Annotated in this window: 21 protein-coding genes; 1 reads left to right on the top strand and 20 read right to left on the bottom strand. The window is 39.1% G+C overall.

Features of this window, described 5'->3' with window-relative positions:
- Nucleotides 1-94: 94 nt before the first annotated feature.
- From AB3I72_RS05815 to AB3I72_RS05745, 15 genes are all read right to left on the bottom strand, one after another.
- On the bottom strand, nt 95-580 hold the full coding sequence (locus AB3I72_RS05815) for a cupin domain-containing protein (protein WP_002381091.1): 486 nt from the start codon (nt 578-580) through the stop codon (nt 95-97).
- A gap of 158 nt (nt 581-738) precedes the next feature.
- Nucleotides 739-2,067: a signal recognition particle-docking protein FtsY gene (gene ftsY / locus AB3I72_RS05810; protein ID WP_368023690.1), complete on the bottom strand. Its 1,329-nt coding sequence runs from the start codon at nt 2,065-2,067 to the stop codon at nt 739-741.
- 2 nt (nt 2,068-2,069) lie between these two features.
- Entirely contained in the window at nt 2,070-2,897 is an 828-nt protein-coding gene (locus AB3I72_RS05805) for a Cof-type HAD-IIB family hydrolase (protein ID WP_002354948.1), read from the bottom strand.
- A 24-nt stretch (nt 2,898-2,921) separates the two neighbouring features.
- Nucleotides 2,922-6,500, bottom strand: coding sequence for a chromosome segregation protein SMC (gene smc, locus AB3I72_RS05800; protein WP_002368437.1), 3,579 nt, complete (start codon nt 6,498-6,500; stop codon nt 2,922-2,924).
- A 20-nt stretch (nt 6,501-6,520) separates the two neighbouring features.
- Nucleotides 6,521-7,213 carry a ribonuclease III gene (gene rnc, locus AB3I72_RS05795; protein ID WP_002354946.1) on the bottom strand — a complete coding sequence of 231 codons (693 nt, stop codon included), beginning with the start codon at nt 7,211-7,213 and terminating at the stop codon, nt 6,521-6,523.
- Between the two features lie 329 nt (nt 7,214-7,542).
- Nucleotides 7,543-9,321 (bottom strand): oligopeptide ABC transporter substrate-binding protein Opp2A, encoded by a 1,779-nt coding sequence (gene opp2A / locus AB3I72_RS05790; protein ID WP_002380956.1) that lies wholly within the window; start codon nt 9,319-9,321, stop codon nt 7,543-7,545.
- 28 nt (nt 9,322-9,349) lie between these two features.
- Entirely contained in the window at nt 9,350-10,273 is a 924-nt protein-coding gene (gene opp2C / locus AB3I72_RS05785) for an oligopeptide ABC transporter permease Opp2C (RefSeq protein WP_002365358.1), read from the bottom strand.
- A 27-nt stretch (nt 10,274-10,300) separates the two neighbouring features.
- Nucleotides 10,301-11,263, bottom strand: coding sequence for an oligopeptide ABC transporter permease Opp2B (opp2B, locus tag AB3I72_RS05780; protein ID WP_002354943.1), 963 nt, complete (start codon nt 11,261-11,263; stop codon nt 10,301-10,303).
- The gene (gene opp2F, locus AB3I72_RS05775) at nt 11,263-12,207 is read right to left on the bottom strand and encodes an oligopeptide ABC transporter ATP-binding protein Opp2F (protein WP_002354942.1); all 945 of its coding nucleotides are present in this window, start codon (nt 12,205-12,207) and stop codon (nt 11,263-11,265) included. The genes opp2B and opp2F overlap by 1 nt, the downstream gene beginning before the upstream one ends.
- The gene (gene opp2D, locus AB3I72_RS05770; RefSeq protein WP_002367425.1) at nt 12,207-13,247 is read right to left on the bottom strand and encodes an oligopeptide ABC transporter ATP-binding protein Opp2D; all 1,041 of its coding nucleotides are present in this window, start codon (nt 13,245-13,247) and stop codon (nt 12,207-12,209) included. Before opp2D ends, opp2F begins: the two co-directional genes overlap by 1 nt.
- Nucleotides 13,248-13,510: 263 nt before the next feature.
- Entirely contained in the window at nt 13,511-13,750 is a 240-nt protein-coding gene (gene acpP / locus AB3I72_RS05765; RefSeq protein ID WP_002354939.1) for an acyl carrier protein, read from the bottom strand.
- A 136-nt stretch (nt 13,751-13,886) separates the two neighbouring features.
- The gene (gene plsX / locus AB3I72_RS05760) at nt 13,887-14,888 is read right to left on the bottom strand and encodes a phosphate acyltransferase PlsX (protein ID WP_002354938.1); all 1,002 of its coding nucleotides are present in this window, start codon (nt 14,886-14,888) and stop codon (nt 13,887-13,889) included.
- 102 nt (nt 14,889-14,990) lie between these two features.
- The gene (gene recG, locus AB3I72_RS05755) at nt 14,991-17,027 is read right to left on the bottom strand and encodes an ATP-dependent DNA helicase RecG (protein ID WP_368023689.1); all 2,037 of its coding nucleotides are present in this window, start codon (nt 17,025-17,027) and stop codon (nt 14,991-14,993) included.
- Between the two features lie 115 nt (nt 17,028-17,142).
- Entirely contained in the window at nt 17,143-18,819 is a 1,677-nt protein-coding gene (locus AB3I72_RS05750) for a DAK2 domain-containing protein (protein WP_061100883.1), read from the bottom strand.
- An 82-nt stretch (nt 18,820-18,901) separates the two neighbouring features.
- Complete coding sequence (locus AB3I72_RS05745; protein WP_002354933.1) at nt 18,902-19,264, bottom strand: Asp23/Gls24 family envelope stress response protein; 363 nt, start codon at nt 19,262-19,264, stop codon at nt 18,902-18,904.
- 273 nt (nt 19,265-19,537) lie between these two features.
- Between AB3I72_RS05745 and rpmB the strand changes: the two genes are divergently transcribed.
- On the top strand, nt 19,538-19,726 hold the full coding sequence (gene rpmB / locus AB3I72_RS05740) for a 50S ribosomal protein L28 (protein ID WP_002354928.1): 189 nt from the start codon (nt 19,538-19,540) through the stop codon (nt 19,724-19,726).
- Between the two features lie 101 nt (nt 19,727-19,827).
- Here the strand turns inward: rpmB and AB3I72_RS05735 are convergent, their stop codons facing one another.
- The 5 genes from AB3I72_RS05735 to AB3I72_RS05715 form a co-directional block, all read right to left on the bottom strand.
- Nucleotides 19,828-20,472: a thiamine diphosphokinase gene (locus AB3I72_RS05735; RefSeq protein WP_002415652.1), complete on the bottom strand. Its 645-nt coding sequence runs from the start codon at nt 20,470-20,472 to the stop codon at nt 19,828-19,830.
- The gene (gene rpe, locus AB3I72_RS05730) at nt 20,469-21,122 is read right to left on the bottom strand and encodes a ribulose-phosphate 3-epimerase (protein WP_002354925.1); all 654 of its coding nucleotides are present in this window, start codon (nt 21,120-21,122) and stop codon (nt 20,469-20,471) included. The genes AB3I72_RS05735 and rpe overlap by 4 nt, the downstream gene beginning before the upstream one ends.
- Before the next feature lie 23 nt (nt 21,123-21,145).
- The gene (rsgA, locus tag AB3I72_RS05725; protein ID WP_368023688.1) at nt 21,146-22,039 is read right to left on the bottom strand and encodes a ribosome small subunit-dependent GTPase A; all 894 of its coding nucleotides are present in this window, start codon (nt 22,037-22,039) and stop codon (nt 21,146-21,148) included.
- A gap of 154 nt (nt 22,040-22,193) precedes the next feature.
- Nucleotides 22,194-24,155 (bottom strand): serine protease, encoded by a 1,962-nt coding sequence (locus tag AB3I72_RS05720; protein WP_368023687.1) that lies wholly within the window; start codon nt 24,153-24,155, stop codon nt 22,194-22,196.
- Nucleotides 24,152-25,744 carry a PepSY-like domain-containing protein gene (locus tag AB3I72_RS05715; protein ID WP_086281449.1) on the bottom strand — a complete coding sequence of 531 codons (1,593 nt, stop codon included), beginning with the start codon at nt 25,742-25,744 and terminating at the stop codon, nt 24,152-24,154. Before AB3I72_RS05715 ends, AB3I72_RS05720 begins: the two co-directional genes overlap by 4 nt.
- Between the last annotated feature and the right edge of the window lie 55 nt (nt 25,745-25,799).

Genomic DNA, 25,799 nt, shown 5'->3' with positions numbered 1-25,799 from the left:
TCTACGACAGCTAAGTGTGCGTTGCGACAAAATCAACAAGCTTGTTTGATTTATACTAGCATATTCATAAAAGAAATGTTACTAAAACGTTTTCTTAAGGTAATTCTCGATAAGCCAAGTGCTGAATGATTTCACTATGTTGTGGATAATCGTTTAACAATTCCGCTTGAGTAAATAACTCGAAATCTTCAAACTCAAAGCCTGGTGTAACCACACAACTGACTAACGCAAATCCTGTCGCTACTGTAGAGCCAAAGATTGTGCCGGCAGGAACTGAGAATGAAAGCTGTTGTCCTTGAACTAAGTCTTTCCCTAACTGAACAGCTTGATACGTTCCATCAGGAAAAATACAGTGAACGGTTAATGGCTGACCATCGTGAAAAAACCATAATTCATCCGCTTTTAAACGATGAAAATGTGACGGACTTTCTGTATTTAATAGAAACAAAATCGCTGTATGCAACGCCCGTTCGCCTCGTTTGGTTGGAATCAATTGTTCACTTTTATTGGTTTGTTTAAAATAACCGCCCTCAGGATGCGCTTCTAATCCTAACTTCTCAATCCACATTTGTTCTGTCATCTTCTCCCTCACTCCTTCATTTTTTCAGAAACGATTTAGGAAGAACTTAGAACATCCGTCCCAATCCTAAAATAAACGGCGGGACAGGAGTAGCTTCTTCATTCTTGAAGCTAAATACTCCTGTCCCACGTTCTTCCCAAACCTGTTATTTTCTACAACTAAACATCTTTTAATAAGCCTTTAAATAAGCCCATTGCGAAATCGTTGGCATTGAATGGTTCTAAATCGTTAATTCCTTCACCTAGTCCAACTAATTTCACTGGCAAGTGTAATTCATTCCGAATAGCAATGACAATACCACCTTTGGCTGTTCCGTCTAGTTTGGTTAAAACTAAGCCAGTGACATCGGTTGTTTCTTTGAACTGTTTGGCTTGTGTCATCGCATTTTGCCCAGTAGTTGCGTCCACGACTAAGAGAACTTCGTGAGGCGCATCTGGAATTTCTCGTTGGATGACTCGTTTAATTTTTTCTAATTCCTTCATTAAGTTGACTTTATTTTGTAAACGACCTGCTGTATCCACTAGCAAAACATCGGCCTGTTCTGCTTTGGCACGTTCCACTGCATCGAAAACGACCGCTGCTGGGTCGCCGCCAGCATTCCCACGCACAACTTCAACGCCAGCCCGTTCGCCCCAAACAACTAATTGATCGATGGCGCCCGCTCGGAACGTATCGGCAGCTGCCATTAAAACTTTCTTTCCTTCCAACTTGTATTGATGGGCTAATTTACCAATGCTGGTTGTTTTACCCACTCCATTAACACCGACAAATAAAATCACGGTTAAGCCATTTGGCTGTAAGTTAATCGCGTTATTTTCATTAATTCCTGCTTCTTCATACAAATCAACCATTTTTTCAATGATGGTATTTTGAACTTGAGCTGGTTTTTTCACGTTTCGCAGTTTCACTTCTTGTCGCAAGGCTTCTGTAATTTTTAAGGATGTATCAAAGCCTACGTCTGCACCAATCAACGTTTCTTCTAATTCTTCAAAGAAATCTTCATCGACGCTCCGGAAATTAGCAAACAATTCGTTCAACCGTTGACCAAATGTTTTACGTGTTTTTTCCAAGCCTTTTTCATATTTTTCTTGGACTTGCTCTTCTTTCGACTCTTCAATTTCTTCTGAAACCTGCGTGTCTGTTGGTTCTGCCAACGGAGTCACAACACTACTTTCTTCCTCAGGCGCGTCCACAACAACTTCTTGTGTTTCCTCTGTCAGGATTTCTTCTGGCTCTTCATCTAATGCTTCTTCTACGCCAGCTAATTTTTCCATTTCAGCGTTATCTGTTAAATCGGCTGTTTCTGCGACTTCTTCCGCTGCCGTTTCTGGCGTTGTTTGCGCCTCTTCTGCTGCGGTTTCTTTTGATTCAGCAGGCGCTGATTCATCACTAGGTGTTTCGTCTACTGTTTCTTCAACAATCTCTTGTTTTTCTTCTTCCTTTTTTTCAGCGGAAAAAGCTTTTTTAATTTTATCAAAAAATCCCATTCTTATTGGCCTCCTTCCAACGGCGTTAAAATATATTTTTCGACCGCTTTGGCAACGCCATCTTGGTCATTCGTGTCTGTAACGACATCTGCGGCTTCTTTAACTAATGGAATCGCATTTGCCATGGCGACACCTAAGCCAGCGTATTCAATCATCGGTAAATCATTTTCTTCGTCCCCTAAGGTCATGATTTCTTCTGCACGGATTCCTAAATCTTTGGCTAACAAGGAAATACCATAGGCTTTCGTAATCCCTTTTGGCATAAATTCTAATAAGTTATTTCGCGTTTTAATAATTTCAAAGCGCTCATAAAAAGAGGCCGGAATTTCCTTGATGCGTTCATTTAAATACGCTTCATCAATCGCAACAACAACTTTATTATAAATTCGATTCGGGGTTAACTCTTCTAATTTGTAGGACTCAAAGGTTAATAATTTGTTTAGAGAACTATAAATTGAAGGATAATTTGGGGCAGAAGGCAGTTGCATCACGACCTCATCGGATAAGACATCAAACGGCATGTTGAGTGTGGTTGCTAATTGGTACAGCTCATGAATCGCTTCCAAGGGCATCAATGTTTTCTCAATAATAGCCCCTGTATCATTTTTTTGAACCAACCCGCCGTTAAAAGTAATGCTATAATCGCCTTCCTCTTGTAAACCTAATTCTTCTAAGTAAGGACCAATGGCTGCCAAAGGTCGACCTGTGCAGATAACAACTTTCACGCCTGCTTGTTTCGCAGCCATCAGTGCTTGTTTATTCCGTAAAGAAATCTCTTTTTGGCTATTTAATAATGTTCCATCTAAATCAATAGCAACTAATTTTATCAAACGTTCGCTCCTCCTTGCTTCTGGCTAATTGCTTTTTTCAATTGCGCCACCTTCTTTGACCTCTTCCAAGCGAACTGAAACGATTTTTGAAACCCCAGATTCTTGCATAGTCACGCCATATAAAACATCTGCGGCTTCCATTGTTCCTTTACGATGCGTCACCACAATAAACTGTGTGCCATCTTCAAATTCGCTTAAATAATGGCCAAAACGAGCAACGTTGGCTTCATCTAAAGCTGCTTCTACTTCATCTAAAATACAGAACGGAACGGGTCGAACACGAATAATTGAAAAGAGTAATGCAATCGCCGTTAATGCCCGTTCGCCTCCAGACAACAAGCTTAAATGTTGTAATTTTTTCCCTGGTGGTTGCGCCTCAATCTCAATCCCTGTATTCAAGAGATCCTCTGGGTTGGTTAGCACCAGTTCTGCCCGTCCGCCACCAAACATATTAGGAAATACCACTTTGAACTGGCCACGAATTGCTTCAAAGACTTCTTTAAACCGTTCTTTCACTTCTTGGTCCATTTCATCCATGGTTTCAAATAATTGTTCTTTCGCATTTAATAAATCATCACGTTGACTGACTAGAAATTGATGGCGTTCATCGACTTGTTCAAATTGCTCGATGGCACTTAAGTTAACAGGTCCTAACCGCTCAATTTCTTGTTTTAGGCGTTTCACTGTTTGCTGTGCTTGCGCTAAATCATCGATTGGGAAATACGCTTCATAGGCAGCTTCAAAGGTTAAGCTGTATTCTTCCTGTAAGTAACTTAACGAGCTATCTAATTGCATTTCTGCACGATTTTTTAGGACTTCAATTTGTGTTTTATCTGCTAAATACTGTTGTTGGCGTTTGTTTTCTTCCGCTAATTTTGTATCTAACTCGTCTACTTCTTCTTGCAACGCTTGTCGTTGACTACGTGCCGTTTGTAAAGAGGTTTGCAACGCTGTTTGTTTCTCCGCTAATTGCGCGACTTGTGCCGCTAAGCCTTCTTCGGTTAACTGGTGATCGCTAGAATGGCTACTTAGTTGTTGTAGCTGTTGACGGATGGCCGTTTCTCGAATCAACAATTCGTCCAATTGTTCTTGTTTGTCTTGCTTTTGACGAGCAAAATGGGCACATTGTTCCGCCGCTACTGCTTGTTCTGCTTGAACTGTCGTCAAGCGTTCTTGCGCTTGGGCTTTAAAGGTTTCCATTTGGCTAGCTTCTTGTTCTACTTGTTTCATTTCAGCATCTAAACGTTCTTTCGTTGCCATTAAGTTTGCTTGTTGTTCTGTCAATGTGGCTTTTTTCGTTTGATATTCGGTTAAGAATTGATGCAATTCACGTGATTCATATTCAAACAGACGTTTTTCTTTTGTTAAACGAGTAATCGTTTCTGTTTGATTGGCTAATTTATTGTCAATTTCTTGTTGTTTTAAGCGATTTTGTTCACCAGCAGAGCGCAACATTTCTGCACGTTCCGTGGCTGTTTTCACTTCTTGCGAGAGCGCTTGGACTTCTTGTTCCACACTTCTTAGTTGTGTTTCTAATTGAGTCATTTGTTCAGTAATTGTTTGAAGTTCTTGCGCTTGTGAAAATAGACTTCCTTGGTTGCCACGTTTATTGGCTCCCCCAGTCATCGAACCGCCAGGATTCATCACATCGCCTTCCAATGAGACAACGCGATATTGGTAATTGACTAATTTTGCTAACTGGTTGGCACTCGTTAAATCTGCCGCTAAAATCGTGACGCCTAAGAGATTTTGAATAACGGTTTGTACTTGTTCTGGATAACGAACTAATTCACTGGCAATCCCTACGAAGCCCGGTGCACCAGCCAAACGATTCTGAACCATCGCCGATACAGAGCGCGGCTTAATGGTGGTCAATGGTAAAAAGGTTGCTCGACCGCTGTGTTGTTGTTTTAAGAAGGTAATGCCTGCACGACCATCTTTCTCATTTTCCACAACAATATGTTGCGCCGCACCACCTAAGGCCGTTTCAATCGCCAACGTATATTCTTTAGGCACTTCAATTAACTCAGCCACTGCGCCAACAATCCCAGTTAATTGGTTTTTGTGACGCAATACAGCTTTCACGCCTTGATAGAAGCCAGCGTAATTTTCTTGAATTTCTTGCAAACTTTTTTGGCGTGCCTTCGCTTGTTGCACTTGATTCATCGCTTGGTACATATCGTTTTGACGCTGTGCTAATCGTTCACGTTTGGCTTCAAGCGTTGCTTTCAACGCGGTGTATTCTTCCAGTTGTTCTTGTAAGCCTTGTTTTGCGACTTTTTGCTCTTTTTCTAGCGTTTCTTTCATTGCGAGAGCTTCAACCATCTGTTCTTCTAGCGCTTCGTGTTTTGCTAGCGATTGTTGATTTTTAGCTGTTTCTTGTTGATATTGTCGTTCTAAATATTTTAAGTCATTGGCTGTATTGGCTTGTTCTTGCATGACTTCCACATACTGACTGCGCAATTCCTCCATCAATTCTTTAGAAGACTTACTATATTTTTCCACATCTTTTGTTGCCAAAGCCAATGCTTCTTTTAACGTCTGACGTTGTGCCGTTTTTTCTGCAATTGCTGTTTCCAGCGTCTGCAATTCTTCTCGATAACGAACAATTTTTTCGGCCGTTTCTGCCAATGTCTCTTCGTATTCGCTTGCCGTTTGGGAGGTGTGTTTGGAACGTTCAATTAAAACATTTTTTTGTCCTTCTGCTTGTTTCAACGCTTCTGTCACTTGTAATAATTGTTGTTGTTCCGTTTCAATTTGTTCATCTAAACGATTGCGCTTGCTTCGTAAACGTACCAATTTGCCTTCTAGGTCATGGACTTGCTTACTTGCGCCAGCTAACTTTTCTTCAATGGCTGTTAATTCTTGCGTTTTCGTTTCCCAAATAGCTTTTGCTTCTTGAATTTCGGTCACAGTTAAATTGACATCAATTTCGGTAAGTTCTTCTTTCAAAGCTAAATACTTTTTAGCCGCATCTGCTTGGGCGGCTAGAGGAACTAATTGGTCTTCCAACTCGTAAATGATATCTTGGACACGGCTTAAGTTGTCCTCAGTTTCAAAAAGCTTTTGTTCAGCCTTTTTCTTTCGTTGTTTGTATTTTAAAACGCCCGCTGCTTCTTCAAAAATCCCTCGACGGTCTTCAGGTTTACTATTAAAAATCGCTTCAACTTTCCCTTGTGAAATAATTGAAAAAGATTCTTTGCCTAACCCTGAATCCATAAATAAATCTTGAATGTCTTTTAAACGGCACGCTTGTTTATTAATAAAAAAGTCACTTTCGCCCGTTCGTTTTAAACGACGGGTGACACTAATCTCACTATAATCCAATGCTAAATAATGGTCGCTGTTGTCTAACGTCACGGTAACTTCCGCAATATTTAGCGGCTTACGACCTTCCGAACCGGCAAAGATAATGTCGTTCATTTTGCCACCACGAAGGTTTTTCGCAGATTGTTCACCTAATACCCAGCGAACGGCTTCCGTGATATTACTTTTCCCACTTCCATTCGGACCAACCACTGCTGTCACATCATCTTCAAATTCAATAATGGTTTTATCTGCAAATGATTTAAATCCTGTAATTTCAATTCGTTTTAAATACACGAATATTGCTCCTTCCAGCCTTACTGAGGAATACTTTTCAGTGCCCGCTCAGCGGCATCCTGTTCAGCTAACTTCTTCGATTTTCCTTGGCCTAACCCAATGAGTTCACCATTCATGTAAACTTCAGTGAAAAAGGTGCGGTCATGGGCAGGGCCTTCTTCTTTAATTAAACGATATTCAATTGAAACATCGCCTTTGCGTTGTAAAACTTCTTGTAATTGTGTTTTGTGATCCATCTCATGTGAAAAAGCACCGGCATCAATTTTCGGAAAAATAACGTCTTCAATAAATTTCTTGGCTGCGCCAACTTTTTGGTCTAAGTAGAGGGCACCTAAAAAGGCTTCAAATAAGTCACATAATAATGATGCACGTGTTCGTCCGCCCGATGCTTCTTCTCCTTTACCTAATAAAATGTAGTTGTCGAAGTGACATTCTTTCGCAAATTTGGCTAAACTATCTTCCCGAACGATGGCTGCGCGCATCTTCGTTAATTTTCCTTCTGGAAGTTCTGGGAATTTTAAATACAAATATTGTGAAACAATTAATTCTAAAACTGCATCTCCTAAAAATTCAAGACGTTCATTATCGGATAATTTTAAATAGCGATGCTCATTCACATAGGATGAATGAGTAAAAGCTTGCTCTAATAGATTGACATCATGGAAAACAATGCCGTAACGTTCTTTTAACTCTGTTGTTAACTGATTGTCCATTCTCCACATTCCTTTACATTTATTTACACCTTGTTTCATTATACTTTTTTTTTCACTTTTTTTAAATGGTTCTATTCAGAAAAAGCCTGTTATTCACTGTGTTCTCATTATTTTTTAGAAAAAAATAAATAAATAGGGCTATGACTGAGATAAAAGCGTTTGTTTACGTAAGAGATAGAAAGAGCGTGGGACAAAAATCACTTTGGATTTTTGCGCCACGCTCAAAAACTGATAAACGGCGGGAACAGAAGCAACTCCTCCTTATTTCTCGGAGTTAAACACTTCTGTCCCGACCTCGTTCTATCTCTATTAAATCAGCGGAACGTTGTTTAACGTTTTTCCGCAGTGACACCCACCGTTGCCCATGGATTATCTTTCGTATCAACTGCCCAAGTAAAGTCAACTACACGGTCGTTGACTGGCAAGACTTCATTTCTGTAAAGCGTTGGGATTACAAACGCTTCATCAATGGCATACTCTTGCCAATCGTAGAAGGCTTTTTTACGTTTTTCTTCATCAAATGATGCTTTTGAATCAATCGCATCAAGTAATTTAGTATTTTCTTCTGACTCAAAACGTGTATAGTTAAAGGCTGAGTTTGGACCATATAAGCCGGTTGGTGAAGGATCTGAACCTGTGCCCCACGCGCCTTGATAGATATCTACTTCTGGGTCATCATTTTTCAATTTATCATAGAAGGCTTGGAAATCAATTAAGCGTCCTGTTGTATACGTTACGTTTAAGCCAATTTCTTTCCATTGTTGGACATAGTAATCAGCAAGTGGTTGTGCAGTTTCGCCGCCTGACATTGAAGCAAACTTGATTTCTAGTGGTTTGCCTTCTTTGTCTTCGCGAATGCCATCGCCGTCTACGTCTTTATAACCAGCATCGTCTAATAATTTTTTCGCTTTGTCTAAATCAAGCGTATAGCCTTTCGCTTCGCTATCATGCAAGCTCTTGAAGACTGGTGGAATTAACGTTGTTGCCCCTGTTCGTAAGCCGTTGTAGAATTTTTGGCCGACTGCATCATTGTCAATTGCATAGCCCATGGCTTGACGTAAGCTTTTATCTGCCATTTTAGCTTTTGGATTGTATTTCACTGTATTGGTTTCTTTGTCAAACGTACCCATTTTAAAGCCAATATACGTGTAGGCTTGTTCGGGACGTCCTAAGATTTGATACCCTTCAGTATCTTTGTAGGTTGGATACGTATCTGTTGGCATTGATAATGCAATATCGTATTGTTTCGCTTTCATCGCTTCTACAATGCTCGCAGAAGGAACAGATTTGAACACTAATTTATCTAATTTAGGTTTGCCACCGTAGTAATACTCATTTGGTAGGTATTCAACAGATTCACCTGTCACAATATTACTCATGTAGTATGGTCCAATAGTCACAGGTTTTTTACGAACTGCATCGCTTGACTCCATGTCTTTAACAGCAATTCCTTCAAAGGCATGTTTTGGTAAAACTGAACCCCAAACACCGCCACCTAATTGTTGCATTCCTGGGTGAACTTCTTTATAAGTGATTTTAACTTCTTTATCATTGACTTTTTCTATGCCAGAAATGGTTGGTGATTTACCAGCATGGTAGTCTTCCATGCCAACAATATTCGTAAAGTTATCATCATAACGAATCCCTGTATAGTCTTTATGACCAATGACTTCATAAGAGAAAATCACGTCATCTGCCGTCACATCTTTACCGTCAGACCATTTCAAATTGTCACGTAATTTAATGGTTGCTGTATTGGCATCTTCATCTAATTTCAGATCCGCAGGACCCCCATCGACAATCTTAAAGTCTGCATCATTGTTAAATAATGGCTGTACCGTTGGAAGCATGTATTGTGCATCATAGTTGTCTTGATAAAATTCTTGCTGGAAAAGTCCTTGGAATTGTGTATCCATAACTACAGCGACATCTAATGTCCCGCCATCAATTGCTTTTTTATCATTTTTAACAGCGATTGGCATTTTTGAAATGTCTTCTGTTTCCGTTGCTTTATTGCCCCCGCCTTTATTGCCGCCACCACATGCAGCTAACCCGAATACTAACACAGAAGCTAACGTGATTGCACCTAAAATCCGTTTCTTGTTCATCTCTTTTCCTCCCTCATTTTTTGGCTAATTAGCCTAATCGTTGTCGTGCATCTGCTGAGCGCTTAAATGCTTGTCCAACATAGTTTATACTTAACATCAAGACTAAAATTAGAATTGATGCAGGTAACCAAACCCATTGTTTATTGACTAATACATCCCCACTGCTGGCGTAGCCAATTAAGGTTCCTAAACTTGGGACACTTTGTGGTAACCCGAAGCCTAAGAAAGTTAACGTTGTTTCGATCCCGATATTGGCCGCGAAATTAATCGTTAAGTTCGTAATAATTAATGAACTTAAATTCGGCATAATTTCTCGAAACATAATTTTAAAATCGCTTGTTCCCATTGTCTTAGAGGCACTAACGTAATCTCGGCGCCCTTCAGATAACGTTTTACTGCGGAACAACCGCGCTTTTCCAACCCAATAAAACGCACACATAATCCAAATAAAGGACCAGATACTATATTTAGGAATCACGGAAACGAACACAATAATAATTAACATAATTGGCAAAATCATAATAAAATCCACGATACGCATCAAAATATTATCAATCATGCCTCCATAATAACCGGAAATAATCCCTAAACCGACCCCGATAATAGACGTAATAATCGTAATGGCAAAACCGATTAAAATCGAGTTTCTAGCCCCGATAATCAATTGCCCTAAAACATCACGACCCCCTTCATCGGCACCTAAAATGAACTTGGTGCCATTCATTGTAACGGTACCTGGTTCCGCATATTTATCTAAAATACTTACATGCATAACGGCACTTTGGTCTAACACTAACGAACCGATAAAAACGGCTAATAAGATAATGACCAAAAGGATTAAAGAAAACATCGCCATTTTTTCTTTGACGAATTCTCGCGCAATCATCCGAAAGCCCATTGGTGGAATACTTTCTTGTAAGACTTCTTCTCTTTTTTCTTCTGTCAATTCCATTTTTATCACCCTTTCTTCGTGTTTTTTCTACTGAATTCGAATTCTTGGATCAACAATACTCATTACAATATCAGAAATTAAGGTTCCGATAAGGGTTGCCAATCCCAAAATCAACACGAGAGCGGTAATAACGGAATAGTCACGTTGAATGATACTATCAATAAATAATTTTCCAATTCCTGGGAAAGCAAAAATCTTTTCAATAACGACTGATCCGGCAATCAAAGCAGTAATTTCATAACCTAATTGAGAGGCAATTGGTAATGCTGCATTTCTAAAAATGTGTCGATTAAAAATTTTATTCGTTGGCACTCCTTTTGAACGAGCAGTACGAACAAAGTCCATGTTTTTAACATCAATCACTTCACTGCGCAAATATTGAATAGTGACCGCTGTCCCTAACAACGCTTGAGTGACCCCTGGTAAAATTAAATGCTTCAGTTTATCTAAATAATACGGCCATGTTCCCTCAGCCAAACCAACAGTCACGGTTCCACTCGTTGGGAACCAGTCTAAGCGATACCCAAAAATAAAGAGCATAATCAAGGCAAAGATGAATAATGGTACGGCAAAACTGAAGAAGTTGTAGATAACCACCATTTTGTCAAACCATGAATTTTGGTAACGGCCAGCAATTAAACCGAAAGGAATGGCGATTAAATACGTGATTATAACTGACACAGCGGCCAATGCAATCGTATTCCCCACCCGACCAGCAATGAGCGTGGACACAGGTAATTTAAAGATAAAACTATGCCCAAAATCCCCATGTAAGGCATTGCCAATCCAACGGAAATATTGTTCGTACCAAGGATCATTTAACCCGGCAGCTTCGCGCATGGCTTCAATCACTTTCGGGTCTTGGTTCGGATTAATCAATCCTGTAAACGGATCACCTGGCATCATTTTAGCCAACAGGAAAATCAAGACACTTAAAATAATCACTTGCGGAATCATCAATAACAAACGGCGTAAAATTGTTTTCCACATTATTCAGCACCTCCATTTTTTAACGCTACTTGGTGGGTTGGACTAATCGCATGTAAGTTATAAACCCGCCCATTTTCATCATAATAGTCTTTATGATTTTCCCGATACTCTTGCTCAACTCTTCTTCGTTCTTCTTTGTGAGCTTCTCGGTTCGCTACGTCAATTTTAGGAATTGCTGAAAGTAAGCGTTTGGTATAAATGTGTTGTGGATTAGTGTAAATATCTTGGCGTGTACCGATTTCTACAAAACGGCCTTTGTACATAATGGCAATGTTGTCACACATATGTTTAACTACGCCCAAATCATGGGAAATAAATAAGTAACTTAACCCATATTCCTGTTGAATGTTTTTCATAAAATTCAATACCTGTGCTTGCACAGATAAGTCCAGTGCTGAAACAGGTTCGTCTGCAATAATTAATTTGGGGCTGGTAGCCACCGCTCGGGCGACGCCTAAACGTTGGCGTTGTCCACCAGAAAATTCATGAGGATATTTGTACAACGCATCTTCTGGCATCCCCACAATGTCCAATAAACTTTTGACTTTTTTCTTTTCTTCTTGGTCACTTAACCGTTCAAAATTTCGAATTGGTTCGGCGATAATATCTAGTACTCGTTTTTTAGGGTTTAAACTTGACATCGAATCTTGGAAAATCATTTGGACATCTTTGTTGTATCCAATCGCTTTTCGACTTCGCGGCTTGGTTACATCTTGTCCTTGATAAATAATTTCACCATTTGTAATTTTTTCTAAACCAATAATTGCTTTTCCTGTTGTTGATTTTCCAGAACCCGATTCACCAACTAACCCATACGTTTTACCTTGTTCAATCATGAAATCCACACCATCAACCGCCAAAACATGATCAGTGATTCGATTGAAGAAGCCGCTGCGAATTGGATAATGAACTTTTAAATCTTTAATTTGAATAATTTCTGTCATTACGCTTCCCCTTCCCCGTCTCTAAAATGAAAATGTTTATAACATGTACAACGAACATAATGATTCGGTGCAACTTCATGTAATGTTGGATTTTCTTCATGTTCCGATGCATCAATCCAAGGAATTCGTGGGGCAAACCGACAACCTTTTCTAGGTAATTTGGTTAACGAAGGAACAATCCCTTCAATCACATGAAGTTCTTCTTCATCTGAATTCTCTTGGGGAATGGACTGAAGTAAGGAACGTGTATATGGATGTTTCGGATGACTAAACAATTCTTCAGCAGTGGCTACTTCTACAAACTGACCCGCATACATAACCGCTACACGATCAGCCATTTCCGCAACTACACCTAAGTCATGGGTAATTAAAATAATGCCGCTCCCTGTTTCTTCTTGCAAATCTTTTAACAAATCGAGAATTTGTGCCTGAATGGTAACGTCTAAGGCCGTTGTTGGTTCATCTGCAATTAAAATCGGTGGTTTACACGCGATTGCAATGGCAATAATCACCCGTTGGCGCATGCCGCCAGACAATTCATGAGGATACTGTTTCCCGACACGCTCTGGGTTGGGAATCCCCACTTGATCTAACAGTTCAATGGCCCGTGCTTGTTTTTGTTGTGCGGTCATTTTGGTATGATACGTGAGACTTTCTTTAATTTGGTCTTCAATTCGCATGAGCGGATTCAGTGCAGACAACGGATCTTGGAAAATCATCCCAATATCGTTTCCTCTGACTTTGTTGTACAATGTTTCATTAAACGTAGTTAAGTTTAAATTGTTGTATAAAATTTCCCCAGTAATTTTGGTATGATTGGGATCATGTAAGCCCATAATCGTTGTTGCTAAGGTACTTTTTCCACAACCAGATTCTCCGACGATTGCTAGAATCTCATTTTTCTTCAATTCAAATGAAACATCATCGACGGCATTATAATAATCATCTTTGATTCTAAATGCTGTTTCTAATCCTGAAACCTCTAGTAATTGTTCATTTCCTTGCATCCATACGCACCCCTTACGTCCTTTCAAAAACATTATATAAATTAACTAATATTTAATGATAGCACTTTCTAATTTTTATTAATGTTAATTTACAGCTCATTGTTTTTTCATAATTTTATAGAATTATTCCATAAAAAGCAAGATAAAATAACTTTTTTCGCAGTTATTTTTTTACATGTATGATTTTTTTTACAAAAATATGTGTAAAAATAGCCTTATTGCTTAATAAAATAACCATTATGTACGCAAAAAAAGTCGATCAACACGAATGTCAATCGACTTTGTCTTATTATTTTTTATGAATTACTCACAATATAATCTACAGCGGCACCAACTGTTTCAATTTTTTCTGCATCTTCATCTGAAATCTCTGTTCCAAATTCATCTTCAAGTTCTAAAACAAACTCCATTACGCTAATTGAGTCAGCGTTCAAATCATCTTTAATGTTTAATTGATCTGTTACTTGATCCGCTTCAATATCAAAGTGGTTTGAGATAATCTTCGCTACTTTTTGAAGTACTTCTTCACGAGTCAACTGTATTCACCTCCACTGCTTTTGAAAAAAGGTTCTTTCTTTTACTAAAACGCTAAGATACATTGTACTCACAATTTGGGTATTTGTCCATCTTTTTTTCATTTGAGTAACAAACTGATGTCAAGACAATTGCAAATTACTCTGCTTTGCCTTCATAATATTCCACTAATTGTGGGACAACTTGGGTTTCTAACATTGTATGAATTTGACGAATGGTGTAGCGGACGGCATCAGGACCCGTGGCCCCATGCGTTTTAATGACTGGCGCTTTTAAGCCAAATAAAACCGCCCCCCCATGTTTTGAGTAGTCCATTTCGTCTTTCATGCCACGCAACGCATTCTTTAATAATAAGGCGCCCATTTTTCCTTTGACACCTTCAGAAAGAATCGCTGTTTTCAGTAAGCTCATCATGTTCATAGCTGTGCCTTCGATGGATTTTAAAACGGCATTTCCTGTGAAGCCATCTGTCACCACCACGTCAGCTACGCCATTTAATAATTCTCGTGCTTCAACGTTTCCGACAAAATTAATCGTTTCATCTGCTGCTAACAATTCGAAGGCTTTTTTCGTTAATTCACTGCCTTTTGTTTCCTCAGTTCCGTTATTTAATAGACCAACACGAGGATTCTGAACGTTCCGAACTTTTTCAGCATAGAATGAACCTAAAACGGCATACTGAACCAAATGTTCTGGTTTATTGTCTGCATTGGCTCCTAAATCTAACATGTCAAACCCTTTGTCTGGTTCTCCCATGACAGGTAAAGTTGACATCAAACCGGGACGTTCCACATTTTTGATGCGGCCGACAATGAACAGACCCGCTGCTAATAGCGCTCCGGTGTTACCGGCAGAAAAAATCGCATCGGCTTCCCCATTTTTAACTGCTTGCGCTGCTAAAACCATGGAAGCAGTTTTCTTACGACGGATTGCCTTCACTGGCTCATCGTCACTAGCAATTTTTTCATCGGTATGAATAATCGTAATGTTTTTTTCATCGGTGATGTATTTTTTTATTTCGGCTTCTTTTCCATATAATTGAAATTCAATGTCTGGGAAGTCTTGTTTGGCTAGCATAACCCCTTCAACAATTGCTTGTGGGGCGTTATCTCCACCCATTGCATCTACAGCAATTTTCATGAGTGATTCCCTCCTACTTTTTTGTTTCCTAACAAGTATAACATATTTTTTTCAAAGAAATACGCATTGGCTTTTACTTTCTGGCTTCAAAAATTACCTCTTCTAATCGAAAAATTGGGCCGCCTCATCTTGAGGTTTCACTCGATTGGCTAAGCCTTGATAAGCAGGATATTGCCACCATTCTTTCACTTGCCATAGGGCACTTGCTTCTTGGCGCGCAACTTCTAAAATGTTAAAGTCCGTCACGATATCTCCTACCGCAAATTGAGGCACCCCTGATTGCCGTGCACCGAACACTTCCCCAGGTCCGCGAAGTTCCAAATCACGCTCACTCAAGACAAAACCATTGGTGGTTTCTGTCATGATTTTCATACGCTCAACGCCCATTTCATTTTTCGGATTGGCCACTAAAATACAATAAGATGCACTGGAGCCACGCCCCACACGGCCCCGTAACTGATGTAACTGTGCTAACCCAAACCGGTCCGCATCCATAATTAACATCACCGTGGCATTTGGTACATTCACGCCAACTTCAATAACAGTGGTAGAAACCAATAATTGCAGCTGATTGTCTTTGAACTCCTGCATAATGTCATCTTTTTCTTGGTTTTTCATTTTACCATGTAGTAATCCCACTTGATATCTTGGGGAATAAAAGCTTTGCATATGTTCAAAAATTTCTGTTGCATTTTTCACATCTAAGGCTTCCGATTCTTCAATCAAGGGACAAATAATATAGGCTTGATGTCCTCGAGCCAACTCTTTTTCCATCCATTCTAAAACAGTATCTAACTGCGGCGGCCGAATCCAACGTGTTTCGATTGGAATCCGTCCAGCTGGCATTTCATCAATGATTGATACATCCATTTCGCCATAGGCTGTAATTGCCAGCGTTCGAGGAATCGGAGTGGCCGTCATGAATAAAACATCTGGTTTTAAGCCTTTTTCTCTTAATATTTTTCTCTGATTCACACCAAAACGATGTTGCTCATCGGTGATTACCAAACCTAATTGATGGAAACTGACATCTTGTTGTATCAAAACATGGGTCCCTACCACAATGTCAATCTCGCCATTGGCCAGTTCTTCGAGAATTAGACGACGTTCTTTCGTTTTGGTGGAACCTGTTAATAAGGCCGTTCGCACTTCTAATGGATCAAACAACTGCTGTAAGCTTTCCATGTGTTGTTGCGCTAAAATTTCAGTTGGAACCATCAACGCTCCTTGAAAGCCAGCGGTCATGGTGGCGTATAGCGCAATCGCAGCCACTACCGTTTTCCCACTCCCCACGTCACCTTGAAGCAATCGTTGCATATGCTTCGGACTTCGCAAGTCTCGACAAATTTCATTGGTCACTTTTTTTTGAGCGCCTGTCAATTCAAACGGCAGTCCTTGGGTGAATGTTTTTAAGCGATCCACGTCATATTGAATGGCTAAACCATTTTTTTCCGCTTTTTCTTGTTTCTTCAGTCCTTGCATTTTAAGTTGGAAAAGGAAAAACTCTTCAAAGACTACTCGCCGTTTGGCTTGATGGCTTTCTTCTGGATTACTGGGAAAATGCATCGCCCACATTGCTTCTTTTCTAGGCATCAAGCGGTACTTTTCTAATAAATCATTCGGTAAAATCTCTTCAATCAGCGAACCATACTCTTCAAAAGCAGTGCGGATTAACTGAACCAACGTGCTTTGGCGGACTTTTTTATTCACATGATAAATGGGGGCGAAATCTTCATTGTCTCCTTTAGAAGCTAAGATTTTCATGCCATTTAATGATTTTCTCTTGGCATCCCATTTGCCATAAACAGCAATTTCTTCGGAAAGAACTACTTTGTCTTTTAAAAAAGGTTGATTGAAGAAGGAAACATTAATGACCGTATGTTCTTGCATCATTCGAAACGTTAACCGGCTCTTCTTATAACCGTACCGACTAACGACTGCTTCAGAAACCACTAGCCCTTTTAGCGTAACTTTTTCCTGATCCTGAATCTCGCTTAAATCCTTTTCTTGGATATCATCGTAGCGGAAGGGATAATACGTCAATAAGTCTTCAATTGTAGCAATCCCCAGTTCTTGTAAATTTTCAGCACGTTTTGGGCCAACACCGGGCAATACGCTGACTAAATCTGTGATGTCCATAAAATCCCCTCCTCATTAATATACGCAAAAAAATGGATCATTCATTAAATAGGCTGGTTCATTAGCCCTAACTAATGAACCAGCCTATTCGTTTTTATTTTTTCATCACGAAAACCTATTCTGCTGAGAATAAGTATGGATATACAGGTTGTCCACCTTCATGAAGTTCTGTTTCTAGTTCATCGTTTTCAGAAACTAAAATAGCAATTAACTTTTCAGCTTCTTCAACTGAACCATCTTCGCCGACAATAATTGTCACGATTTCAGTGTCTTCATCAATCATGCGGTTCAACGTGTCTAATGATGCATTAAAACGATCTGCTTCAGAAACGACGATTTTACCATCAATCATTCCTAAGAAGTCATCTTTTTTAATTTCAACGTCATCAATGGTTGTGTCACGAACAGCTGTGGTTACTTGACCACTCACAACGCTGTCTAACATTTCCGTCATACTTGCTTTGTTTTCTTCTAATGATTGTTGATCATTGAAAGCTAACATTGCTGTCATTCCTTGAGAAATGGTTTTAGATGGAACAACCGCTACTGGTACATCGGCAACTTCTGCTGCTTGATCAGCCGCCATAAAGATGTTTTTGTTGTTTGGTAAAATAATGACTTGCTCTGCATTCACTTCTTTGACTGCTTTTAAAATATCTTCCGTACTTGGGTTCATTGTTTGGCCACCACTAATAATGTAGCTTGCACCTAAACTTCGGAATAATTCTTGAACGCCTTCACCGGCTGCAATAGCAATCACAGCAAACGGTACGCGAACTTTTTCAGTCAACGCTTCTTGCTGAGCATCGCGTTCAACCAACGTTTCATGTTGTAAACGCATATTGTCTACTTTTATTTTTACTAACGAACCAAATTTTTGGCCGTAGTTCATCACTTCACCTGGATGCTCAGTGTGTACGTGAACTTTGATAATTTCGTCATCGTTAACGACTAATAGAGAATCGCCTAGTTCATTTAAGTAGTTTCTGAATGTTTCATAATCAAAAGCGCTGTCCACGGTTGGGCCTTCGCCGATACGAACCATAATTTCTGTACAATAGCCAAATTTAATGTCTTCTGTCGCAACGTGGCCACTAACACCACGGTGATGTTCAGCATTAACCATTTCGTCCATTTCGGCAGGACTTGGTTCATACGTCTCAGTTGGTAAAAATTCACCACTAAGCGCTTCTAAAAATCCTTCATAGATAAATAGTAGTCCTTGACCCCCACTATCTACAACGCCGACTTCTTTTAGGACAGGTAATAAATCAGGTGTTTTCGCTAAGGCACGTTTAGCACCTGCTACAACAGCTGTCATAACTTCGATACAGTCATCTGTTTCTTTCGCTTTACGTTCACCAGAACGCGCCGCTTCACGAGAAACAGTTAAGATTGTTCCTTCAACGGGTTTCATCACTGCTTTATACGCTGTTTCTACACCATGTGTAAAGGCAGCGGCCAAGTCTTTGGCACTTAATGTTGTAACCTCAGGAATTTGTTTTGAGAAGCCACGGAATAATTGAGATAAAATAACCCCAGAATTTCCACGAGCACCCATTAATAACCCTTTGGATAACGCACCTGCTAATTCTCCTACTTTTTCAGAGCGAGAATCGGCCACAGCCTTTGCACCACTGGTCATTGATAAGTTCATATTTGTTCCTGTATCACCATCGGGTACAGGGAAAACGTTTAATGAGTTGACATATTCTGCATTTGTGTGCAGACGAGTCGCACCTGCCTGGACCATTTCCTGGAACTGACCTGCGCTGATTTCTGTTACATTCACCTAAAAAATCCTCCTTCAGATTTACCGCTAACGGCAACACACGACTTCCTTGTGCAATTGCATCGTTGACAGTACACTACCTCTAATCCGGTAATACACGAACTCCTTGAACAAAAACGTTAACTGAATTCGCAGTGACACCTAATAATGTTTCAAGATTATATTTTACTTTTTCTTGGACGTTACGAGAAACTTCAGAAATTTTTGTACCATAACTAACAATCGTGTAGACATCCACTGCGATTCCGTTGTCTTCTTGACGAACAACGACACCACGTGAGTAATTCTCACGACGTAAAATATCGTTTAAGTTATCTTTAATTTGATTTTTGCTTGCCATTCCGACAATTCCGTAAATATCTGTCGCAGCTCCGCCAACTACTGTAGCGATCACATCATTGGTAATCTCAATGGTACCTGCGGGTGTTTGAATTTTTACAGCCATTGATGAAAGCCTCCTTATAAGAGCACATTCGCCCTATTTTCTTCCATAACATTTTATCATATCCAGCCTTTAATTAAAAGGAAGTTCGTCAGATATTTTCATTCTTCCACTTCTAAGTGAACATTCTAGCAAGATTTCAATTTACTCTTTTTGATTGCTAAAGTCAAATCATAGAAAAAAATCTTCTTGCAAATCAGTGCCTAATATGATAAATTAAGTTAGTATGAGCTGAATATTATCGCTCCAAGATCAAGGCAAAGGAGGAAACTTAAAATGGCAAAAGTATGTTACTTCACTGGTCGTAAGACTTCAAGTGGTAATAACCGTTCACATGCGATGAACTCAACAAAACGCACTGTGAAACCTAACTTACAAAAAGTTCGCGTATTAATCGATGGTAAACCTAAAAAAGTTTGGGTGTCAACTCGTGCTTTGAAATCTGGTAAAATCGAACGTGTTTAATAAACTTAAATAAGCAAAGCTGGACGTTCGTTGTTCGGCTTTTTTTATTGCAAAAAAAAAGAGGTTGACCTTCAGCAAAGTGCTGAAGGTTCAACCTCTTTTTACTTGTCTTTACTTTGAATAACTGCAATCATCCCTGCATCAAAGGAAAAAGCAGCGGCTTCTTCGATAAATTCGTTACTTGCATACGATGTTGGATAAGGAACATCTTGATTGGTTAATAAATATTTACTGCGTCGTAGCGTCAAGTTTTCTACAGGCGTCAAACAGCAGTAGGCCAGATATTCTTTATCTGGCTCTTTTGGTACGATATACGAACCAGGGGCGTAATACTGGATGCTATTTTGACGATCGCATAGACGGATTTGGCGAAGTACGCCTTGAAATCGTGGTTCAAAGGGTAACCAAAGATTGGCTAACAGGTGGTCAATTCTGCCCCCTGTCGCACCGATAATCGTCATCTCTGCTTGTGGAAATCGTTGTAAAGCTTCTTGAAGCGCTAATTGTGTATCTGTATCATCTTTTTCAGCAGGTGCTTGGATGAGTGTTTCGGCAGTTTCTTGGACAAAATGGTATTCTTCTCGTGATAATGAATCAAAATCACCCACCGCTAATTGTAACGGTAAATCGGCCTCTAATAAATGGAGACAGCCGCGATCAATACCTACGAAATAATCATACGTAGCTGGTTCAATGGTTGGCCAATCACTTGGCTCGCCACCAGCTACCAGTAAGACACGACTCATTTGTCTAGCACTGCTCTCAGTGCATCGATTCGTTCTTGAGGATTTTCAGCATTATAAATGTAGGAGCCTGCAACAAACACTTCCGCACCAGCTTCTTTGCAGCGTGCGGCAGTTTCAGGAACAATCCCGCCATCGACTTCAATTTCATAGGTGTATCCTTTTGTTTCTTTCCATTCTTTTAATTGAGCAATTTTTTCTAGTGAGTTTTCAATAAATGATTGTCCGCCAAAGCCTGGATTGACAGTCATTACCAAGACTTGGTCTGCTAAGTCTAATACATTTTCAATCATCGAAAGTGGTGTCCCTGGATTGATGGTTACGCCAGCTTTCACACCCGCATTTTTAATCATTTGTAAGGCACGATGAATATGAGGTGTTGCTTCTTGATGGACGGTAATAATATCCGCACCAGCTTCCGCAAAGGCATTGATATAGTTTTCAGGTTGTACAATCATCAAATGAACATCCAATGGTAGTTTTGTCACTGGACGAATCGCTGAAACGATATTCGGTCCTAAGGTAATGTTGGGCACAAATTGACCATCCATGACATCAACATGAATATAATCTGCTCCTAATTCTTCTACTAAACGGATATCTCTTTCTAAATTGGCAAAATCGGCACTTAAAATGGATGGTGCTAGTTTCATTTGGCTCGCTCCCTTTATATTTGCTATGATTTTTTCTTATAAACAGGTCGTCGATTCTCGATTTCCATTAAAAACTGTAAATAATTTTCGTAACGACTCGTCGCAATGGTTCCCGCTTCCACTTGGCGTTTCACTTCACAACCAGGTTCTTTGTGGTGCATACATTCACGAAACTTACAGTGAGAGGCCGCGGCAACAAATTCAGGAAATTGCTTTGGTAATTCCACTGCTTCCATCTCCAAGAAATCGATGGCACTAAATCCTGGTGTATCAGCAACCAAACCGTCGTATAACGGAATCAACTCCACGTGACGGGTCGTATGTTTGCCCCGTCCTAAAGATTGGGAAATTTCCGCAGTTGCTAGTTGTAATTCTGGTGAAATTTGATTCAACAATGTTGATTTTCCAGCGCCTGATTGTCCCATAAAAACAGTCAACCGTTCTGGGAAAAAGCGTTCTAATTCTTTGGTGGCTTCTACGTCTTCCGAAGCGATTATCGCATAACCTAACGCTTCATAAATCTGTTTAATTTCAGTGACTTCTTGACGTTGCAGCTCATCTAATAGATCAACTTTCGTTAAATAAATAACTGGTTCTATATCCTTATACTCTAAGCTGACTAAGAAACGATCCAACAAATTAAACGAAAAATTTGGCGAAACCATACTCATGACAACCACACCTAGATCCACATTTGCAACAGGCGGGCGCACTAATTCATTTCGTCTTGGTAAAATTTCCAACACATAACCATCTGTTAAATTATCGCTTTCAAAAAGTACTTCATCTCCCACCAGTGGCGTAATTTTTCGATTACGAAAATTCCCTCGCGCTCTTGTTTGATATGTTTCTCCATCTGCGTATACATAATAAAAACCGCTTAACGCTTTTCTGATTTGACCTTTCAGATAAACCACTCCTAACTACTTTCGAATATACAGGATAGTGGCAGAGAAATCAAGGGAGCAAGAGTATGTCTAAGCGAAAAGAAGGTGCACAGTATCGTGTACCTTCAACATTAATTTACTGATTACTTTTTTGAAATTTATGATAAGAATTAAAAGAACACTATTAAGAAATAGAATCCGTGATTTCTAAACTACTAGATATAGTAGCTTCTGAATTTATATGCTCTTCTATTCTATCATTCAACTCTTGCACTGATACACTTTCATTCGTTGAATTTTCTATTACTTCCCTTGAGCTCGTTACACTCCTTGCACTGATTGTTGCGCCTATATTCAAATAGCCCACCCATATATTGTTGTCGTCATACAGGGAATAGTATTTCACTCGATTCCCTAGAGTATACACATATTTGGCCCTGTATTTATTTTTTAATCTTCCAGTAGTACTTCCTCTCTTGCTACTGAAATAAAAATTTGACCAAATAGTATATCCTTCTCTAGCAATTGTTATTTTTTTGTTAAATACTTCTGCTTTGAGTTCTCTGGCGGCCGCAGTGTTTAAGTAGCCAACCCATGAGCCATTATTGTTATACAAAGAATAGTATCTCGCCCCGTTTCCTAAACTATATACATATTTCGCTTTGTAGACTCTTCCTAACGTTCCTTGGGTATTTCCTGTTTTACTTGCAAAAAAGAAATTTCCCCAGGTTGTGTAGCCTTCCTTTGTTATTGTTACATCTTTGTCAAAGGGATCTGCTTTGAGTTCTCTGGCGGCCGTAGTGTTTAAGTAGCCCACCCATGAACCATTATTGTTATACAAGGAGTAGTATCTCACTCCGTTCCCTAAACTATATACATATTTTGCTTTATAGACTCTTCCTAACGTTCCTTGGGTATTTCCTGTTTTACTTGCAAAAAAGAAATTCCCCCAAGTTGTGTAGCCTTCCTTTGTTATTGTTACGGCTTTGTCAAAGGGATCTGCTTTGAGTTCTCTGGCAGCGCTAGAATTAACATAACCTGCCCATGAGCCATTACTATTATACAGCGAGTAATAACTATTATTGTTATCCAATGTATATAAATATTTCGCTTTATAGACTCTTCCTAACTTCCCAGTAGTACTTCCTTTGTTATTGTTCCAATCAAAATTTCCCCAAATGGTAAATCCTTCTTTCGAGATGGTCACGTTCTTATCGAATGGATTAGCCACATATTGATTTTTAATATTCATGACAAAATTATAATATGTGTTAGTAAATTTTATCCCCATATTAGTATTTGAATTATCAGCAACATTAAGGCCTATCGCATAGTTGTCATTAGTATGAATCGGGCCTCCACTAAATCCTGCTGTTGTGTCTATTTTATAAAGTAATCTATAATCTGAAGAATTTGTTATTTGTCCAAAAGAACTATACAACTTGCCAAATTTGTCACTATCTACAGATAGGTTACTCCCAGGATATCCTGTAACCCTAGCACTTGAAGGTATGGATTGTTGCATTCCAAAATAACCAGTTCGATCTCCAATTTTTGTTTTTAATTTTATAACTGCTATGTCATCTTTCGTATTGTATTTCTTTTCTCCGTATGCACCACCACCTGTTTGCCATGATTTTAAAACATAAACAGCTCTTATGTTTGATGTTTGCCCAAATGGTAAGTAACCATCGTTATAACCAGGTTGAATTTTTAAGTTATCAATCTTCCATTTCCCATTAAAATAAACACAATGTGCTGCTGTTACCACAGTATCTGGCGAAACTAAAAAACCTGTTCCCCCATAATCTCTACTGTAATTAGAATAACCTAGCCTCACAACTGCACTAAAAGGAAATTTTGTCGTATCTACTCTCGTTCTATTGTCTTCTCCAAAAACGGTATACGGTTCTGCTGGAAGCAATCCTTCTACCCAATTTTGATCATAAACCTCACTCGGTTCTACACAGGAAGAAGTGGCAGTTTCCCAATCTACATCTTCAATAATACCTTCTGATAACTCCCTGTTATTATCTAAATCAAAATAACTAAGTTCTAAATCCTCAGCACAAGCTACAATACTAGTCATGTAAAAAAGTGATACTAATCCGAACAATCCCCACAATACTTTTTTCATTAAAATCATCGTTTTATCTCTTTACGTTTTTTTATGACAGAAACTAGACAAATTAAAAAGAAGAGTCCGACTATTTGAAAATATATACTTGTTTTTGAGCTTCCTGTTTTCGGTAACTCTCTATTCGATTTTGTTACATTTTCAGATACATACGTACCAAGTTTATTGCGATTTGGCTCACTAATTGTTACCTTTAATTTTTTAGGTGGCACGGTGGAATAACTTATCTTTCTTTCGGGATACTTCTCCCTAATTAAATTTAATGTTTTATCAGAAAGGCTCACACTTACAACTATTGTTGTCTCCCCTGCTTTCATGGCTTTCCACGCGCCATCCTTTGATAATTGGATATATGGATTATCACTAATTTCAGTATATATACCTTCTAATTGAATATCTTCATATGTACCTAAATCAAACCTCCCACTATCTCCTACTAATGCATTAATAGAATCTTGCACTGGAGGCAAGACTATTTCGATTTCTTTGTTTCTAACACTTTTTTTCTCCCCAATTACAACAGGTATCGCCTTTGGTGGTTTAGTTGGTAATATAATCTCTTTATCAGGATATTTATCTTTCAGTTTCTGTATCGTTTCATCAGTTAATTGAACAGTAACGTAAATATTTGTCTTCCCTACTTTTAATGCTTTCCATACGCCATCACTTGCTAATTCTATATACGGATTATCCTTTACTGCCGAGAATACCCCTTCTAATTTGACTCCTTCAAATTTTCCCAAATCCAACTTACCACTATCACCTACAACACCAATAATTTCATTCTCAAGTGGTTCTAAATGGATACCTAGCCCCTTATCCACAGAATCACTGATTTCCACTAAAATTAATTGTTGCTTTTCCGGTGTAACAATTATTGCATGCGGATATTTTTTATTTATTTTTGAATAGGATTCCTCAGAAAGAGTAAAATTAGGCATAATTGCAGTTTTTCCCGCTTTTAGTGCTTTCCATTTCCCGTCACTACTCACTTCAATAAAAGGATTGTTCTTAATTTCCTTAAAGGTACCCGTCAAGGAAATGTCTTCAAAAGTACCCACATTAATCATTCCAGTAGAGCCTGTTTCCGCTTGAATCGATGCTGGTGAAAAATGGTAGTCCAAGGAGATTTTTTCTGCTGCTTCATTAATATTTACTTCTAATTGTTTAGCTCCATGTTCAGGATAAACAATCTCGCGGCCAGGATATTTATCTTCTAGCGCTTTTACTGTATTTTCAGATAGCGTTACGACTACTACAATCTTTGTTTTCCCCGACTTTAGTGCTTTCCATTTTCCATCACTAGTCAACGCTATATAAGGATTATCTGTTATTTCAGTGTATACTCCTTCTAGTTTAACACCTTCAAAATCACCTAATTCAAGAAATCCAGTACTACCAACTACACCATTAACTGAATTTTGCAGCGGCTCTATAGCGACTCTGATGGACAAATCTACTGCTTGCTTCTCCCCTCCCCTTACCTCTGAACGATCAGCTATGTTTTCCTGACTAACAGTATTATTAATTAAAACTTCTCCACTGGAAAAAGTACTAACTGCCATGATACCAAAAAACGTCATCAAAATATTCTTCATCAAGTTTCTCCTCCTTTGTGTATGCTCTACCTTACTAGTAACTATGGATAATATA

The sequence above is a fragment of the Enterococcus sp. GC34 genome, from assembly GCF_040886645.1.
GTDB classification, from domain to species: domain Bacteria; phylum Bacillota; class Bacilli; order Lactobacillales; family Enterococcaceae; genus Enterococcus; species Enterococcus faecalis.
Note: the sequence above shows the minus strand (reverse complement) of the source record. Positions and strands in the feature narration are given on the sequence as shown.

What these genes read in the sequence shown, in the direction of transcription:
- AB3I72_RS05815 (WP_002381091.1), bottom strand. Translation starts at nt 580, where the DNA reads ATGACAGAACAAATGTGGATTGAGAAGTTAGGATTAGAAGCGCATCCT.
- ftsY (WP_368023690.1), bottom strand. Translation starts at nt 2,067, where the DNA reads ATGGGATTTTTTGATAAAATTAAAAAAGCTTTTTCCGCTGAAAAAAAG.
- rnc (WP_002354946.1), bottom strand. Translation starts at nt 7,213, where the DNA reads ATGGACAATCAGTTAACAACAGAGTTAAAAGAACGTTACGGCATTGTT.
- opp2A (WP_002380956.1), bottom strand. Translation starts at nt 9,321, where the DNA reads ATGAACAAGAAACGGATTTTAGGTGCAATCACGTTAGCTTCTGTGTTA.
- opp2C (WP_002365358.1), bottom strand. Translation starts at nt 10,273, where the DNA reads ATGGAATTGACAGAAGAAAAAAGAGAAGAAGTCTTACAAGAAAGTATT.
- opp2B (WP_002354943.1), bottom strand. Translation starts at nt 11,263, where the DNA reads ATGTGGAAAACAATTTTACGCCGTTTGTTATTGATGATTCCGCAAGTG.
- opp2F (WP_002354942.1), bottom strand. Translation starts at nt 12,207, where the DNA reads ATGACAGAAATTATTCAAATTAAAGATTTAAAAGTTCATTATCCAATT.
- opp2D (WP_002367425.1), bottom strand. Translation starts at nt 13,247, where the DNA reads ATGTTTTTGAAAGGACGTAAGGGGTGCGTATGGATGCAAGGAAATGAA.
- plsX (WP_002354938.1), bottom strand. Translation starts at nt 14,888, where the DNA reads ATGAAAATTGCTGTAGATGCAATGGGTGGAGATAACGCCCCACAAGCA.
- recG (WP_368023689.1), bottom strand. Translation starts at nt 17,027, where the DNA reads ATGGACATCACAGATTTAGTCAGCGTATTGCCCGGTGTTGGCCCAAAA.
- AB3I72_RS05745 (WP_002354933.1), bottom strand. Translation starts at nt 19,264, where the DNA reads ATGGCTGTAAAAATTCAAACACCCGCAGGTACCATTGAGATTACCAAT.
- rpmB (WP_002354928.1), top strand. Translation starts at nt 19,538, where the DNA reads ATGGCAAAAGTATGTTACTTCACTGGTCGTAAGACTTCAAGTGGTAAT.
- AB3I72_RS05735 (WP_002415652.1), bottom strand. Translation starts at nt 20,472, where the DNA reads ATGAGTCGTGTCTTACTGGTAGCTGGTGGCGAGCCAAGTGATTGGCCA.
- rpe (WP_002354925.1), bottom strand. Translation starts at nt 21,122, where the DNA reads ATGAAACTAGCACCATCCATTTTAAGTGCCGATTTTGCCAATTTAGAA.
- AB3I72_RS05720 (WP_368023687.1), bottom strand. Translation starts at nt 24,155, where the DNA reads ATGATTTTAATGAAAAAAGTATTGTGGGGATTGTTCGGATTAGTATCA.
- AB3I72_RS05715 (WP_086281449.1), bottom strand. Translation starts at nt 25,744, where the DNA reads ATGAAGAATATTTTGATGACGTTTTTTGGTATCATGGCAGTTAGTACT.